17 protein-coding genes are annotated in these 16,732 nt (G+C 48.1%); 16 read left to right on the top strand and 1 reads right to left on the bottom strand.

Features of this window, described 5'->3' with window-relative positions:
* Positions 1 to 28 precede the first annotated feature (28 nt).
* From mnmE to HNY42_RS01245, 5 genes are read left to right on the top strand one after another with little or no spacing between them, the layout of a single operon-like run.
* Positions 29 to 1,411 (top strand): tRNA uridine-5-carboxymethylaminomethyl(34) synthesis GTPase MnmE, encoded by a 1,383-nt coding sequence (gene mnmE, locus HNY42_RS01265; RefSeq protein ID WP_304999546.1) that lies wholly within the window; start codon positions 29 to 31, stop codon positions 1,409 to 1,411.
* Between the two features lie 42 nt (positions 1,412 to 1,453).
* Complete coding sequence (mnmG, locus tag HNY42_RS01260) at positions 1,454 to 3,340, top strand: tRNA uridine-5-carboxymethylaminomethyl(34) synthesis enzyme MnmG (protein ID WP_131973585.1); 1,887 nt, start codon at positions 1,454 to 1,456, stop codon at positions 3,338 to 3,340.
* 5 nt (positions 3,341 to 3,345) lie between these two features.
* Positions 3,346 to 4,062, top strand: coding sequence for a 16S rRNA (guanine(527)-N(7))-methyltransferase RsmG (gene rsmG / locus HNY42_RS01255; protein ID WP_131503625.1), 717 nt, complete (start codon positions 3,346 to 3,348; stop codon positions 4,060 to 4,062).
* A gap of 48 nt (positions 4,063 to 4,110) precedes the next feature.
* Entirely contained in the window at positions 4,111 to 4,947 is an 837-nt protein-coding gene (gene noc, locus HNY42_RS01250) for a nucleoid occlusion protein (protein ID WP_131973583.1), read from the top strand.
* A 41-nt stretch (positions 4,948 to 4,988) separates the two neighbouring features.
* Positions 4,989 to 5,753 carry a ParB/RepB/Spo0J family partition protein gene (locus HNY42_RS01245; RefSeq protein ID WP_131503623.1) on the top strand — a complete coding sequence of 255 codons (765 nt, stop codon included), beginning with the start codon at positions 4,989 to 4,991 and terminating at the stop codon, positions 5,751 to 5,753.
* An 85-nt stretch (positions 5,754 to 5,838) separates the two neighbouring features.
* On the opposite strand, the gene yyaC is transcribed toward HNY42_RS01245, so the two are convergent.
* Entirely contained in the window at positions 5,839 to 6,465 is a 627-nt protein-coding gene (yyaC, locus tag HNY42_RS01240) for a spore protease YyaC (RefSeq protein WP_370528970.1), read from the bottom strand.
* Between the two features lie 175 nt (positions 6,466 to 6,640).
* Between yyaC and HNY42_RS01235 the strand changes: the two genes are divergently transcribed.
* The 11 genes from HNY42_RS01235 to yycF all read left to right on the top strand — a co-directional run bounded on the left by HNY42_RS01235 (position 6,641) and on the right by yycF (position 16,731).
* Entirely contained in the window at positions 6,641 to 7,570 is a 930-nt protein-coding gene (locus HNY42_RS01235; RefSeq protein WP_131503622.1) for a mechanosensitive ion channel family protein, read from the top strand.
* The gene (locus HNY42_RS01230; protein ID WP_012371900.1) at positions 7,542 to 7,730 is read left to right on the top strand and encodes a DUF951 domain-containing protein; all 189 of its coding nucleotides are present in this window, start codon (positions 7,542 to 7,544) and stop codon (positions 7,728 to 7,730) included. The genes HNY42_RS01235 and HNY42_RS01230 overlap by 29 nt, the downstream gene beginning before the upstream one ends.
* A 258-nt stretch (positions 7,731 to 7,988) precedes the next feature.
* Entirely contained in the window at positions 7,989 to 9,089 is a 1,101-nt protein-coding gene (gene ychF, locus HNY42_RS01225) for a redox-regulated ATPase YchF (protein WP_026827041.1), read from the top strand.
* 123 nt (positions 9,090 to 9,212) lie between these two features.
* Positions 9,213 to 9,500 carry a 30S ribosomal protein S6 gene (gene rpsF / locus HNY42_RS01220; RefSeq protein WP_012371898.1) on the top strand — a complete coding sequence of 96 codons (288 nt, stop codon included), beginning with the start codon at positions 9,213 to 9,215 and terminating at the stop codon, positions 9,498 to 9,500.
* Between the two features lie 23 nt (positions 9,501 to 9,523).
* Positions 9,524 to 10,051 (top strand): single-stranded DNA-binding protein, encoded by a 528-nt coding sequence (locus HNY42_RS01215; RefSeq protein WP_012371897.1) that lies wholly within the window; start codon positions 9,524 to 9,526, stop codon positions 10,049 to 10,051.
* 47 nt (positions 10,052 to 10,098) lie between these two features.
* On the top strand, positions 10,099 to 10,329 hold the full coding sequence (gene rpsR, locus HNY42_RS01210) for a 30S ribosomal protein S18 (protein WP_012371896.1): 231 nt from the start codon (positions 10,099 to 10,101) through the stop codon (positions 10,327 to 10,329).
* A 137-nt stretch (positions 10,330 to 10,466) separates the two neighbouring features.
* Positions 10,467 to 12,452: a DHH family phosphoesterase gene (locus HNY42_RS01205; protein ID WP_131973580.1), complete on the top strand. Its 1,986-nt coding sequence runs from the start codon at positions 10,467 to 10,469 to the stop codon at positions 12,450 to 12,452.
* The gene (rplI, locus tag HNY42_RS01200; protein WP_012371894.1) at positions 12,449 to 12,892 is read left to right on the top strand and encodes a 50S ribosomal protein L9; all 444 of its coding nucleotides are present in this window, start codon (positions 12,449 to 12,451) and stop codon (positions 12,890 to 12,892) included. Before HNY42_RS01205 ends, rplI begins: the two co-directional genes overlap by 4 nt.
* 19 nt (positions 12,893 to 12,911) lie before the next feature.
* Positions 12,912 to 14,264, top strand: a complete 1,353-nt coding sequence (gene dnaB / locus HNY42_RS01195; RefSeq protein ID WP_012371893.1) for a replicative DNA helicase — start codon at positions 12,912 to 12,914, stop codon at positions 14,262 to 14,264.
* Between the two features lie 218 nt (positions 14,265 to 14,482).
* Positions 14,483 to 15,775: an adenylosuccinate synthase gene (locus HNY42_RS01190; RefSeq protein ID WP_131503619.1), complete on the top strand. Its 1,293-nt coding sequence runs from the start codon at positions 14,483 to 14,485 to the stop codon at positions 15,773 to 15,775.
* Positions 15,776 to 16,020: 245 nt separating this feature from the next.
* Positions 16,021 to 16,731 (top strand): response regulator YycF, encoded by a 711-nt coding sequence (gene yycF, locus HNY42_RS01185; protein ID WP_026827044.1) that lies wholly within the window; start codon positions 16,021 to 16,023, stop codon positions 16,729 to 16,731.
* The last annotated feature ends 1 nt before the right edge of the window (position 16,732 follow it).

The following is a 16,732-nucleotide window of genomic DNA, read 5'->3' as shown; positions in this document are numbered from 1 at the left end:
ATTGCAGAAAACGAGGTGTGAATAACTGATGATGGAATTTGATACGATAGCCGCCATTTCGACGCCGATGGGTGAAGGCGCGATTGCGATTGTCCGTTTGTCCGGTCCTAAAGCAGTCGAAACAGCCGATCGCGTCTACCGTGGTGCCAACCGGTTGAAGGAAGTCCCGACACATACGATTCATTATGGAAAACTGGTTGAACGGACGACAGAACAAGTCGTCGATGAAGTCATGGTCAGTGTCATGCGGGCACCGAAAACCTTTACGCGGGAAGATGTCGTCGAACTGAATTGTCACGGCGGAATCGTTGCCGTCAATCGGGTGCTCGAACTGATCCTCGAACAACCGGACGTTCGTCTCGCAGAACCGGGTGAATTCACGAAACGGGCTTTCCTGAACGGTCGGATTGACTTGTCCCAAGCAGAAGCCGTCATGGACTTGATCCGGGCGAAAACGGACCGGGCGATGACGGTCGCGGTTGGTCAAATCGAAGGACGCTTGTCAAAACTGGTCCAGGATTTACGGGAACAATTGTTGCAGACGATTGCTTCGATTGAAGTCAACATCGACTATCCGGAATATGATGCCGAAGAAATGACGCAGCAAATCGTCCAAAAAGATGCGGGTGAAGTTCGCCGTATTCTAACGGAACTGTTGTCGACGGCGCGACAGGGAAAAATCCTGCGCGAAGGCTTGTCGACCGCGATCATCGGACGTCCGAATGTCGGGAAATCGTCTTTGCTCAACACATTGGTGCAAGAAGCAAAAGCCATTGTCACGGATATTGCCGGGACGACACGGGATACGATTGAAGAATACGTCAATGTCCGCGGTGTCCCGCTGAAATTAATTGATACGGCCGGTATCCGGGAAACAGAAGATATCGTCGAGCGGATGGGTGTCGAAAAATCGCGGCAAGCATTAAACTCAGCCGACTTGATTTTACTCGTCTTAAACGGAAATGATGCATTGACGGAAGAGGACGTCTTATTATTCGAAGCAATTCGGGGGATGAACGCCATCATCATCGTCAATAAAAGTGATTTGACACAAGCGATCGATTTGACGCGTGTCAATGAACTGGCAGAGGGCCGTCCCGTCGTCACGACATCACTGCTCGAAGAAGCAGGTGTTACCGATCTTGAGGCAGCCATTGCCTCGCTCTTCTTTGAACAAGGGGTCGAGGGTCAGGACATGACGTACGTCTCGAATGCCCGTCACATTCAACTCATTAAACAGGCGAGTCAGATGATTGAAGATGCACTCGGTGCGGCAGAAGCGTCGATGCCGATTGACATGGTCCAGATCGACTTACGCCGGGCGTGGGATACACTCGGTGAAATTAATGGAGATACAGCGCAAGACAGTTTACTCGATAAATTGTTCTCGCAATTTTGTTTAGGGAAATAAACGTTGTCAGGTTGTTGATTTTTAAAAGGAGGAACCACAGTTATGGCTTATCAAGCAGGCGAATTCGATGTCATCGTCATCGGAGCCGGTCATGCAGGGATTGAAGCATCTCTTGCAGCCGCTCGTATGGGTTCAAAAACCGTCATGTTGACGATGAACCCCGACATGGTCGGATTCATGTATTGTAATCCGTCAATCGGCGGTCCGGCAAAAGGAATCGTCGTCCGGGAAATCGATGCCCTCGGCGGAGAAATGGCACGGGCGATCGACGCGACGTACATTCAAATGAAAATGCTTAACACCTCAAAAGGTCCTGCTGTTCGTGCACTTCGGGCACAGGCAGATAAATTCGAGTATCAAAACCGGATGAAAAAAGCGCTCGAAGACGAACCGAATCTGTTATTACGCCAAGCACTCGTCGAGCGGTTAATCATCGAAGACGATACGTGTGTCGGCGTCGTCACGAATACAGGAGCCGAGTACCGGGCAAAAGCGGTCATCATTACGACCGGCACATTCATGCGCGGGAAAATCATCATCGGTGAACTGTCTTATGAGAGTGGTCCGAACAACCAGATGCCGTCGGTCAACTTGTCGAAACATCTAGAAGAACTCGGCTTCGAGCTCGCCCGTTTCAAAACGGGTACACCACCCCGAATCGACGGGAAAACGATCGATTATTCGAAAACGGAAATCCAACCTGGAGATGAAGTGGCGTTGCCGTTCAGTCATGAAACGACACAAATGATCACGGAACAGATTCCATGCTGGTTGACGTATACAACGGAATATACCCATCAGTTGATCGATGCGAATCTTCACCGTTCCCCGATGTTTTCCGGGATGATCAAAGGAACGGGTCCGCGTTACTGCCCGTCGATTGAAGATAAAGTCGTCCGGTTCAGTGATAAACCGCGTCACCAGATCTTCCTTGAGCCGGAAGGGCGTGACACGGAAGAAGTTTACGTCCAAGGACTTTCAACGAGTCTGCCGGAAGACGTTCAACATGATATTTTACGGTCGATTCCGGGTCTTGAAAAATCAGAAATGATGCGTCCCGGTTATGCGATCGAATATGATGCGGTCGTTCCGACACAACTTTGGCCGACGCTTGAAACAAAACGGATTGCCGGACTATTCACGGCCGGACAAATCAACGGGACAAGCGGCTACGAAGAAGCAGCCGGACAAGGCATCATGGCCGGCATCAACGCGGCACTGAAAGTTCAGGAAAGAGATCCGCTCATTCTGTCGCGTTCACAAGGATACATCGGTGTCATGATCGATGATCTCGTCACAAAAGGAACGAACGAACCGTACCGTCTCTTGACGTCACGTGCCGAATACCGGTTATTGTTGCGTCATGACAATGCGGATTTACGTTTATCCGATATCGGACATGAGCTCGGACTGATCAACGAAACAAGACACGCGAAACTGGCCGAGAAAAAAGAAGAAATCAAGCGGGAAATGAAACGACTCGAAAAAGTCGTCATCAAAGCAACGAGTGAGGTCAATGAACGGTTGACGGAAATCGGTGTTTCTCCGTTAAAAGAGGCATTACATGCCATCACGTTACTGAAACGTCCGGAAATCACGTATGCGATGATTGCAGAAATGACACCGGCGCCGGTCGCTCTTTCTCCGGAAGCAGCGGAACAGGTCGAAATCCAGGTCAAATATGCGGGATACATCGACAAACAGCTCGATCAAGTCGAACGGATGATGCGGATGGAGAAAAAACGGATTCCGGAACGTCTCGATTACGATGTCATCAGTGGTCTTGCGATTGAAGCAAAACAAAAACTAAACCAAGTGCGTCCGCTCTCGATCGGACAGGCATCACGGATTTCAGGTGTCAATCCATCTGATATTTCGATTTTGCTTGTCTATATCGAACAAGGCCAATACGCATTGACTGCGGAGTGAAGAGAATGAATCAACAGCAATTCGTAACCGCATTAGCGGAGCAAGGACTCGAAGTCTCAGATCATCAATTGCAACAGTTCCGTAAATACTATGAACTGCTTGTCGAATGGAATGAGAAAATGAATTTGACGGCCATCACGGATGAAGAAGGTGTTTATTTGAAACACTTTTATGATTCGATCACAGCCGCATTCTACTTTGACTTCACGGAAGTCGAAACCGTCTGTGACGTCGGTGCCGGTGCCGGTTTCCCGAGTCTGCCGATTAAAATCATGTTCCCGCATCTGAAAGTCACAATCATTGACTCACTCAATAAACGAATCGGGTTCTTGAACATGCTCGCGACGGAACTTGAACTCGAAGGAGTCGCCTTCCATCATGGTCGGGCGGAAGAATTCGGGAAAAATAAACAGTTCCGGGAACATTTTGATGTCGTGACAGCGCGTGCCGTTGCCCGGATGTCGGTTCTTGCGGAATACTGTTTACCACTTGCGAAAGTCGGCGGGCAATTCGTTGCCTTAAAAGCTGCGAAACTGGGTGAAGAACTGGAAGAGGGCGCGACAGCCTTGAAGGTGTTAGGTGGAAATTTGCGGGAAAGTTTCCAATTCCAATTGCCAGGAGAAGAAAGTGAGCGTAATATCGTAATTGTCGATAAAAAACGATTAACACCCGGGAAATATCCGCGTAAAGCAGGTACACCGGCAAAAGATCCACTGGGTTAAACACCGTTTCACGTGAAACGATGACTGATGAAGGCGAGGTACACCAACGTGAAGAATGCAATTGCCAAACTGCTCGGTAAGGGAGGACAAACCGTTTCCCTAGAGCTGGATCCACAAGATACCGTCCGTGAGCTCAAGTTAACGGAATTGGTCGCCAACCAGTTCCAACCGCGGACCGTCTTTGACGGGGAACGGATTACCGAACTAGCGACTACGATTGAAGAACATGGTTTACTGCAACCGATTGTCGTCCGAAAACAAGGCGAAGGATATGAAATCATCGCCGGCGAACGTCGTTTTCGGGCTGTTCAATCGCTCGGATGGGAGACGATTCCCGCTATCATTAAACAGATGACAGACGAGACGACGGCTGCCCTCGCACTCATCGAAAATCTACAACGTGAAGAATTGACACCAATCGAAGAAGCCGAAGCATACGCGCGGTTGCTTGCCATGCAAGAAATCACACAGGAAGTGTTGGCGCGCAGACTCGGACGGAGCCAGTCGACGATTGCGAATAAGCTTCGTTTGCTTCGGTTACCGGAAACGGTTCGTGAAGCTCTGAAACAACGGAAAATCACGGAACGTCATGCGCGGGCCCTCCTGCCGTTAAAAGCAGCTGACTTACAGCTTCAGGTTTTGATTGAAATCATTGAACGGGAATGGAACGTCAAAGAGACGGAACAACGGGTTGAACGGTTGTTGACACCAAAAGTTCCTAAAAAACGTCATAAAAGTTTTGCCCGGGATACACGAATTGCATTGAACACGATTCGTGATTCCGTCGATATGATTGAACGGACCGGTTTGACGGTCGAAAAAGAAGAAGTGGATTGTGAAGAATATGTCGAGGTGCGGATCCGCATCGTGAAGGCACGTCCGTAAACTAGCGGTCGTGCCTTCCGCTACGTTTAGGAGAGATTAGCATGAATGAAATACCGATTGGAGCAATCCGGCCGAATCCGGGGCAACCGCGGAAACAGTTCCACGAGAAAGCGTTGGCAGAACTCGCCAACTCCTTGACACGCCATGGAATGATTCAACCGATCGTCGTTCGTCCACGTGAGGGGTTTTACGAAATCATCGCCGGCGAACGACGTTATCAAGCTGCAAAACAAGCCGGATTTAATCGTGTTCCGGTCTTGATTATTGAAGCGAATGAAACCCGTGTCATGGAACTGGCATTGATCGAAAATATCCAACGTGCCGATTTGAGTGCGATTGAAGAAGCGATGGCGTACGCCGAGATGCTCGAAGAGTTTAACATCACACAGGCAGAGCTTGCGAACCGGGTCGGAAAAAGCCGTTCCCACATCACGAACAGTCTCCGTTTACTGCAGTTACCGGTTGAGGTCCAGCAAGCCGTCATGGAAGAACGGTTATCGATGGGACATGCACGGGCTTTATTATCCTTAAAGCATCCACTGAAGATCGAACGGATGGCGGAACGTGTCATGCGTGAAAATTGGAATGTCCGGCGCCTCGAACAGGAGTTGCGTGAAAAAAAACAGGTGCGTCCGGTAACTAAGCAGTCAACCGAACTGGATTTCATCGAAGAAACGTTACGGGAACGGATTGGGGCGACTGTCCGCATTAAGATGACGAAACAAGCTGGAAAACTCGAAATTGATTTTACGGACGAGGACGATTTAAACCGAATTCTCGAACTGCTTTTATCTGAAGAAGATTAACAGCAAAGGATCCATTCCAGTATGGTACTTGGAATGGATCCTTTTTTTGAAACTTACAGGATAAAGGAAAGGAGAAACACTGCCCTTAAATTGAACGTGGTGTGAAGGAGATGGTCGTACGTGTTGTCTCAGCTGCTAATTTCGTATCGAGCAAGGCAAAACTATCAGCGACGAGTTCAGCCAACGCATAAACAAGATGGAGGCGTGTATTTTGAAGGATCATCATTTCCATAAAGCCACTGACATTGACGACAGCTTTAATATTAAAATCACCGACAGCCGGTAATTCTTTTTGGACACCGGCACCAGGAGCAAGCGGACCTTCCGAGAAGAAGACATGACCGACACTTGAAAGGCGGCCGAGACAGGCATCGATGGCGATGACGAGCGGACGGTAATGTGTCGTTTGAATCGAATGAATGGTTTCGGCCAGATTCAATGCATGGACCGGTTTGGCTAATGTCCCATAGACATGCATGTTCGCAGGTCGGTTTTTTTCCAAAAAAGTACCGACGAGCGGTCCGAGAGAGTCACCTGTCGATCGGTCGGAACCGATACAAACGAGGACGACGGGACGGTTTTCCTTCATGGCATTGACCTGTTCATGTAATTGTTCCGCCAGTCGTTCCTTAGCGAATGGTTCCGTATATTCTAAAAAGAAAGAATAGGGCTTTTTTTCGTGAGAATGAAAACGGAAATTCATCTGGATCATCCTTTCTTCTCCTGATGTCAGCATCCTGGTGTCGTGGTGAGAGTGAAGGCGTTCTGTAATGATTTTCCTTTCCCGGTTTTTGTGAAAATCTAACGTCAAAATCGGTTCTTTGGTTGAAAGTCATTTAAAATCACGTATACTGTCGTAATAGAGAGAAGTCGAAAGGATGGAGAGAATGGCTACCAATAAAGACGTACAGGATTCAGTCGCCCAGGTTGACCGGATTCTAGACCAAGTCATGGACGCAGACATGTGGATCCGCTTTGGATTGAAGTTATTGATCGCCCTGATTATCATCGCCGGTTTTTATGTACTGATGCGTATTTTAACAGGTGCGGTTTCGCGATTATTTACGATTCGAAAAATCAATGAGCATGATTCATTGGCGCAACGCCAAAATGAAACGTTGTTGAAACTGCTCCAAAATGCTATCCGTTATGTTCTTGGAATCGTCATGCTCTTGACGGTCCTCAGTCAGTTCGGAATCAACATTACAGGTCTTGTCGCCAGTGCCGGTATCGCCGGTCTTGCCATTTCGTTTGGGGCAAAGAACCTGGTTCAGGATATCATTACCGGGGCCTTCATCATCTTTGAGCGACAGTTTAAAGTCGGTGACTTCGTCCGTGTCGGTTTGATTGAAGGGGTCGTCACAGAACTCGGAATCCGGACGACGAAGTTAAAAGGATTGAATGGAGAAATCCACATCATTCCGAACGGACAAATCTTACAGGTGACGAACTTTTCCGTCGACAACAGTTTTGCTTTAGTCGATGTGCAAGTATCGTATGAAGAAGATTTGGAACGGGTCGAACAGGTCTTGCATCAAATTGCTAACACGACGACGGAAAAATATACCGACATGTTTATCGAGCCGATCCAAATGCTTGGCGTCCAGACACTTGGACCGTCAGAAGTCGTCTACCGCCTGATGGCAGAAGTGCCACCGATGCAACATTTCCAGGCCGGTCGTTTGATCCGGAAAGAACTCAAGCAGGGACTCGAACTGGAAGGAATTAAGATTCCGTATCCACGGATGGTCATGATGAATACAGAACAAGGGAATGGTGGTCAAGCCGATGATGCCAAAAACGTACAATCTTCATGATTATGTCGAAATGAAAAAACAACATCCTTGCGGAACGAACCGTTGGCAAATCATTCGTGTCGGGATGGACATCCGCATTAAATGTCAAGGATGCGGAGCGAGTATCCTGATGCCGCGCCGCGACTTCGATAAGCGTTTGAAAAAAGTCTTACCTGAATGAATACGAGCAAACCCCTGGCGACCGGAAAAGGTCTTCAGGGGTTTGTTGCTGTTCCTTTAATCAAATACAAGACTGCTTTAAACTACAGCAAAACGTACATGAAACAATCTTGTCTTAAAAAAAGAAGACACATCTCCTTGCTTAAAAAAATTGAACTATCTATAATTGTGAAAGATGTGCTGACGTGGTGTAATCATTCTACCCACTGCGGCCGCTAGCACGGATTTCCTAGGAAATACCGAAAAGGAGGAATTCCAAGTGGGATTAACAGCCGGAATCGTTGGCTTACCAAACGTAGGAAAATCAACACTTTTTAACGCAATTACACAAGCAGGCGTCGAGGCGGCGAACTACCCGTTCGCAACCATCGATCCAAACGTCGGTGTCGTCGAGGTGCCTGATGCACGTCTTCGTAAATTGACAGAACTCGTCAATCCGAAGAAAACGATCCCAACCGCATTCGAATTCACGGATATCGCCGGAATCGTCAAAGGAGCTTCAAAAGGAGAAGGGCTGGGAAACAAATTCTTAGCCAACATTCGTGAAGTCGACGCCATCTGTCAGGTGGTCCGCTGTTTCATCGACGAGAACATTACACACGTTTCAGGAAAAGTCTCACCAATCGACGATATCGAAACAATCAATCTTGAATTGATCCTTGCCGATCTCGAATTGGTTGAAAAACGGATCCAGCGTGTCCAAAAACAAGTGAAGTCACGCGATAAAAATGCAGCGGGCGAACTGGAAGCACTTGAAATCGTCTTGGCGTTACTGGAAGACGAAAAACCGGCACGTCTTGCTGAGTTAAATGAAGATCAGGCAGCGATCGTCAAGCATTTCCAATTGTTGACGATGAAACCGATGCTTTATGTTGCAAACGTCGGTGAAGACGAAGTCGCAGACGCCGACAGCAATGAAAATGTGCGGTTAGTTCGTGAATTTGCAGCGAAAGAAGGCGCAGAAGTCATCATCATCTGTGCCCGGATCGAAGAAGAGATTGCTGAGCTTGAACCGGAAGAACGCCAAGAGTTCCTCGTTGACCTCGGAATCGAAGAATCCGGTCTGGATCAGTTGATTCACGCAGCGTACAACACGCTTGGTCTTGCGACGTACTTCACAGCCGGTGAAAAAGAAGTTCGTGCCTGGACGTTCAAAAAAGGCATGAAAGCACCACAATGTGCGGGTGTCATCCACTCGGACTTCGAACGCGGTTTCATCCGTGCGGAAGTTGTTGCTTACGAAGATTTAGCAGCTGCTGGAAACATGGCGACCGTGAAAGAACAAGGCCGTTACCGTTCTGAAGGGAAAGAATATGTCTTCCAAGACGGCGATGTCGTCACATTCCGCTTCAATGTTTAAGAGAAGCGAACGAATCGTTATTGCATAAACCAAAATACTTTGATAGTATTAACAAATGTGAGTAATGAATTATTGCTCCTTGCTCGATGAATCGAGCCGCCAGTCCAAGAGGAGGTGACAGATATGCGTAAATACGAAGTACTTTACATCATCCGTCCGGAAGTTGATGAGGAAGCACGAAAAGCTCTAGTTGAGCGTTTCAACAAAGTCCTCACTGACAACGGTGGTACAGTTGAAAAAACAACTGAAATGGGTAAACGTCGTTTTGCTTACGAAATCAATGATATGCGTGAAGGTTTCTACGTTCTTCTTAACGTGACTGCTGAACCAGCAGCTACAAAAGAACTTGACCGTCTCATGAAGATCAGTGACGATATCGTTCGCTTAATGATCACAAAAGACGAGAAATAAGCTGAAACAGGAGAGTGATTCTGATGATTAACCGCGTCGTTTTAGTCGGTCGGTTAACTCGTGACCCTGAAATGCGTTATACGCAGAGCGGGATTGCGGTAACGCGATTCACACTCGCTTGTGACCGTCCGTTTACAGGACAAGATGGGAAGCGAGAAGCTGACTTCATCGATTGCGTCGTTTGGCGCAAGCAGGCAGAGAACGTTGCTCAGTATTTGAAAAAAGGGAGCCTCGCAGGAGTTGAGGGTCGCCTTCAGATTAGTAGCTATGACGATAAAGATGGTCAACGTCGTTATCGTGCAGAAGTCGTCGCGGATAGTGTTCGATTCCTAGAATCACGCAATGCAAGCCGTTCTTCCGATAGTGATAGCTACTCTTCAAATTCAAATACAGGTGGAAACGGAAATGCTGCAGGATGGGGTTCACAGCAACAGCAGAACAACTCTTCCTCGCCAGCACCCGCTTCATCTTCATCGAATTCGGGCTTCGGCGCTGATCCGTTCAGCGGCGGCAGTTCGATCGATCTTTCAGACGACGACCTTCCATTCTAATGGGAGCGTCGGACTGAAAAATTTACTCTAAAAAGGAGGTTAATCACATGGCACGTCGTCCAGGTGGAAAACGTCGTCGTAAAGTATGTTACTTCACGTCGAACCACATCACTCATATCGATTATAAAGACGTAGAACTTCTAAAACGTTTCATTTCGGAACGCGGTAAGATTCTTCCACGTCGTGTGACTGGTACTTCAGCGAAATACCAACGTCCACTTACAATCGCAATCAAACGTTCACGTCAAATGGCTTTAATTCCATACGTAGCTGACTGATTACGGTCCAGCGCTTTTCCTTTTCGAAGGAAAGGCGCTTTTTTTCGCTTCGCTTTCAACCGGTCCGCCTTTTCGGTTATAATATACAAGTTACCGAATTTTTCATACGAGTATATTTAGTATACAAGGAGGACGCGATGGGGTTAGGTCAGCAAGTATCACCTGAACGAGAACAGCGCTTTTTTCGCTTCGTTCCGTATCTATTAATCGTGGCTCTACTTTTTGTCATTGCCGTCGATCACCCAATCATCGCAGCGGTTGGAGCCGTCTTGACGACGGCACTGTTTGTCCTTCATCTTTTGGAGGAACGACGTGGTCGGAAGTCATGGGAAAGCTACGTCGCCGGTATATCGATCCAGGTCGAAGACACCGGTCAAGATGCTTTGACGAACATGCCAATTGGAATTTTACTTTATGATGAAGAAGCACGTGTTACCTGGTTCAATGATCCGATGCGTGAGATTTTTGAGGACCTTGCCATGGGACACGTTCTGACGGATCTTGATCCCTTATTCGTTGAAATGATTGGCGTCGATGAGGATCAGGCGACGCTTGAAATCGGCGAATCAGTTTACCGTGTCTTTTCAAACAGCGAAAACCGGACTTTCTATTTGTTCGATATGACAGAAGAAGCCCAGGTCGAACAGCAACTGGTCGATAATCAGACGGTCATCGGTGTCATTTATCTTGATAACTATGATGAGATGACACAAGGGATTGAAGATCAGCTTCGCAGTGAATTGAACAGCCGGGTCACCCAGTTGTTAAATCACTGGGCCGCGGATCACGGCACTTACATTAAACGGACCGCTTCCGACCGTTATTTCATTGTGACGACGGAAGAGAATTTACGGATTTTGGAACGATCGAAATTTACGATTCTTGATACCGTCCGGGAAGAAACGAGTCAACGTGGTGTTCAGCTGACATTGTCGATTGGTATCGGATGTGGCAGTGATCCGATTCCGGCACTCGGTTTGATGGCTCAATCGAGTCTCGATCTGGCCTTAGGCCGCGGCGGTGATCAGGTCGTCATCAAGCGGGACGGGAAAGTTCGTTTTTATGGCGGGAAAACCAATCCGACAGAAAAACGGACACGCGTCCGGGCACGCGTCATTGCCAACTCGTTGCGTGATTTGATGCAGGAGTCGAGCCGCGTCCTCATCATGGGGCACCGGAATCCGGATATGGATTCCCTGGGCGCCTCAATCGGGATTTTAAAACTCGCCGAGATGAACGATAAAGAAGCCCATATCGTTCTTCCGGAAGCTGAAATCGGACAAGGAATCCGGCGGATGATGAATGAAATCAGCCAGGAACCGAAACTCGAGACCCGTTTCGTGAATGCGTTCCAAGCAGATCAATTGATTGATGATCAGGCGCTCTTGATTATCGTCGATACCCACAAACCTTCCCTGGTTGTCGTACCGGCCTTGCTGGAGCGTTTTGAACGGATGGTCGTCATCGACCACCATCGACGGGGAGAAGACTTTATTGAAGAACCGGTTCTCGTTTATCTTGAACCGTATGCGTCATCGACATCAGAACTGGTCACAGAGCTGATCGAGTATCAGCCGACGAATCAGAAACTGGCAATGCTTGAAGCGACAGCCTTGCTTGCCGGAATCATCGTCGATACGAAAGGCTTTACGCTACGGACCGGTTCCCGGACGTTTGACGCCGCTTCCTATCTGCGTTCGCAAGGAGCGGATACGGTTTTGGTTCAGGAGTTCCTCAGTCAGGACCTTGAGACATACGTCGAACAATCGCATATCCTCGAGCGGACGGAAGTTTACGCCGCCGGGATGGCGATTGCGACGGCTGAGCCCGGCGTCATCCATGATCAGGTCCTGATCGCCCAAACGGCGGATCAGCTGCTATCGCTCCAAGGAATCCGCGCGGCGTTCGTCATCGCGGAATTGCAGGACGGCAGAACTGCCATCAGTGCCCGTTCACTCGGTGAAGTGAACGTCCAGCTGATTATGGAGACACTTGGCGGTGGCGGTCATTTAACCAATGCAGCGACACAGATGACCGAATCGGTTCTGACCGTCGCAACCGAATTAAGAAAAGCGATTGACCACTATTTAGAAGATGAGACAAAAGGAGAGGAAACAGAATGAAAGTTATTTTCTTACAAGATGTAAAAGGCCAAGGTAAAACAGGAGACGTCAAGGACGTCGCTGACGCATATGCAAATAACGTATTGTTCAAAAAGAAATTGGCACGTCCGGCTACAACGGGAAACCTGAAGCAGCATGAAGCACATGAGCGTAAAGCGGCAGAAGAAGCGAAACAAGCGTTACAAGATGCGCAAGCATTGAAAGAAAAGATTGAAAAAGAAACGATCATCGTTTCAACAAAAACAGGTGAAGGCGGTCGTGTCTTCGGTTCTGTCACAAGCAAACAGATTGCAGATGAGTTGAAACAGATGGGGTACAAGATCGATAAACGTAAAATCGAACTCGAGCACCCGATCAAGACACTCGGCGTGACGAAAGTACCACTGAAACTGCACAATGAAGTCACAGCAACGTTAAATGTCCAGGTTAAAGAAGCGTGAGTAGAAAAGGGGACCGGTGATGAGTGATGTAATGCAAAATACGCCCCCCCAGAGCATTGAGGCGGAACAAGCCGTCCTTGGGGCGATCATGATCGATGCGGATCGACTGATCAGTGCGTCCGAACGATTATTGCCACAAGATTTTTATCGTGCGGCCCATCAACGGATTTTTGAAACGATGCTTGTGTTGTCGGATCGCGGAGAAGCCATCGATCTCGTAACCGTTACGGCGGAACTGAGTACGCTTGGCATCCTCGAGGAAGTCGGCGGTTTGCCGTACCTCGGTGAACTGGCGGAAGGGGTTCCGACTGCCGCAAACATCAATTATTACGTCAATGTCGTCGATCAAAAGTCGACCTTGCGCCGATTGATCCGGACCGCTAATGAAATCGTCACGGATGGTTATGAACGGCAAAATGAGGTCGACGTCCTGCTCAATGAAGCAGAACGGAAGATTCTCGAAGTATCACAAGGAAAAGGCAGTGCCAGCTTCATTCCGATCTCGGATGTTCTGACGAGTGCCTATGCGACGATTGATAAATTGCATAAACAGAGCGGTGAGACGACCGGGATTCCAACCGGCTTCCGTGATCTCGACAAAGTGACGGCCGGATTCCAGCGCAATGATTTAATCATCGTAGCCGCCCGTCCGTCTGTCGGGAAGACGGCTTTTGCCTTGAACATCTCGCAAAACGTCGCGACCCGTGCCGATGAGAATGTCGCCATCTTCAGTCTTGAGATGGGAGCGGAGCAGCTCGTCATGCGGATGCTCTGTGCAGAAGGCAATGTCGATGCCCAGCGTCTTCGGACCGGACAGCTTGAGGACGAGGACTGGGGCAAGTTATCGCTTGCGATGAGTAGTCTGTCACAAGCCGGCATCTACATCGACGATACACCGGGTATCCGTGTCAACGACATCCGGGCGAAATGCCGCCGTCTGAAGCAGGAACATGGTCTCGGGATGATCATGATTGATTACCTGCAGCTGATTCAAGGAAACGGCCGTTCAAGCGATAACCGGCAACAGGAAGTCTCTGAGATTTCCCGGTCCTTGAAGTCGCTCGCCCGTGAACTTGAAGTCCCCGTCATTGCGTTATCGCAGCTGTCACGGGGCGTTGAAAGCCGGCAGGATAAACGGCCGATGATGTCCGATATCCGGGAATCGGGAGCAATCGAGCAGGATGCGGATATCGTTGCCTTCTTATACCGCGACGATTACTACAATAAAGAAACGGAAGATGCGAACACGATCGAAATCATTATCGCGAAACAGCGGAATGGTCCGACCGGTACCGTCAAACTCGCTTTCCGGAAAGAATTTAATAAGTTCGTGGATCTCGAACCGAATAATTCCTATGCACCACCCGCCTAAATGGCTTAAAAACGCTTCCGTCTTCTGAGACAGAAGCGTTTTTTTAATCGTTATGTTTGAATATCTTGAAGAGAAAGGAAAAAAACGAATTAAAACCGTCTTTTAAACGAACGAAAAAGAATTGTAACATTTAATTGTTCGGTATTTGGTTGACTTCTGTTTTTTTCCGCGTTACACTTAGTCGTGGTTTTGAATCGTACGTGGAGGTGGATGAGAATATGTCATCAGTAGTAGTAGTCGGAACACAATGGGGCGACGAAGGAAAAGGAAAGATTACCGATTTTCTTTCGAAAAAAGCCGATGTCGTTGCTCGTTATCAAGGTGGAGACAATGCCGGACATACAATCGTATTTAATAATGAGACGTATAAGTTACACTTGATTCCATCAGGAATTTTTTACTCAGACAAGAAATGTGTCATCGGGAACGGCCTTGTCGTCAACCCGAAATCGCTCGTCAAGGAATTGAAGTATCTGCACGATCGTGGTGTTTCAACGGATAACTTACTGATTTCGAATCGGGCGCATGTCATCTTGCCGTATCATCAGTTGCAAGATCAACTCGAAGAAGAAGCAAAAGGCGACGCGAAAGTCGGAACGACACTTAAAGGAATCGGACCGTGCTACATGGATAAAGCAGCACGAATCGGAATCCGGATGGCTGATTTACTCGACAAAGAAACATTCGCCGAAAAACTAAAAATCGTTCTTGATCAGAAAAACCGGATGTTCACGAAGATGTATGATGCGGAAGCGATTGCTTTCGATGATATCTTCGAAGAATACTACGCATACGGTCAAGAGTTTGCGAAATATGTCTGCGATACATCAGTCGTCGTCAACGACAGCCTCGATAAGGGCGAAAAAGTCCTCTTCGAAGGGGCACAAGGTGTCTTACTCGACCTTGACCACGGGACGTATCCATTCGTTACATCATCTAACGCATCAGCCGGCGGTGTCGCTTCAGGTGTTGGTGTCGGTCCAGCCCGGATCGATCACGTCGTTGGTGTCTGTAAAGCATACACGTCACGTGTTGGTGATGGTCCGTTCCCGACAGAGCTGTTTGACGAAATCGGTCATCACATCCGGGAAGTCGGTCGTGAATACGGAACAACGACAGGCCGTCCACGCCGTGTCGGCTGGTTCGATTCAGTCGTCGTCCGTCACTCACGCCGGACAAGCGGTTTGACAGATCTTTCATTGAACTCAATCGATGTCCTGACAGGTATCGAGACGCTTAAAATCTGTACGTCGTATGAGTTTAACGGCAAACAGATCGATGAGTATCCGGCAAGTTTCCGCGATCTCGAAGCATGTGTCCCGGTTTATGAAGAGCTACCGGGCTGGAAAGAAGACATTACGCACATCCGCAAGTTTGAGGATTTGCCGATCAATGCGCAGAACTACGTTAAACGGATTGCAGATTTGACGAACATCTCCCTCGTGACATTCTCAGTTGGACCGGGTCGTGAACAAACGGTCGTTCTCCGTGATTTGTACGAAGAAGCTTAATGGTTGAAAAGTGGCAGTTCCGGATTTGAAATCTGGAGTTGCTTTTTTTATCTCTAATCAAGCGAAATCATTCACAAAATAAAGTGAACGAGCGTATACTAAAGGTAATGTTTCACGTGGAACGCACGATGTAAACGTATGATGAAGTCAACAGAGTGGCGTCGGGAGTTTCCGTCGCCACCTTTCTATATGCCTGAAAAACAGGTAAAATAGATTGAATAGAAATTATTAAGGGGGAACACCCAGTGACGGAACGTAAAATCCTCGTCGTCGATGACGAGCAACCGATTGCCGATATATTAAAATTTAAATTAGAAAAAGAAGGTTATAGTGTCGCCGTAGCAAATGATGGAGTGGAAGCACTCGAGAAAGTCGAAGAGTTTAAGCCCGATTTGATTTTGCTCGATATCATGTTGCCCTTGATGGATGGAATGGAAGTTTGCCGGGAAGTCCGGAAAACATCAAAAGTCCCGATCATCATGTTAACGGCAAAGGATTCTGAAATTGATACGGTCCTTGGCCTGGAGCTTGGTGCAAATGATTACGTGACGAAACCATTCAGCTCGCGCGAATTATTGGCACGGGTGAAGGCACACTTACGAAACGTCAATACGGTCGAAGCGACACCGGCAAATGCAGGACCGGGTCCATTGAAAGTAGGAGAACTGTATATCGATACGAATTCTCATACCGTCACACGACAGGATCAAAAAATCGAACTGACACAACGTGAGTTTGAACTGTTGCATTACTTGGCGAAAAACATCGGTCAAGTCATGACGCGTGAACACCTGCTCCAAACCGTGTGGGGATATGATTACTTCGGTGACGTCCGGACCGTTGACGTCACTGTGCGCCGTCTGCGAGAAAAAGTCGAAGATAACCCGAGTACACCAATCTATATCATGACCCGCCGTGGTGTCGGCTATTATCTCCAAGACGGGGAGAATGAATAAC

Origin of the sequence: Exiguobacterium sp. Helios, assembly GCF_014524545.1 — a bacterium.
Lineage (GTDB): Bacteria > Bacillota > Bacilli > Exiguobacteriales > Exiguobacteriaceae > Exiguobacterium_A.
This window is presented reverse-complemented; position numbering and strand designations above follow the sequence as displayed.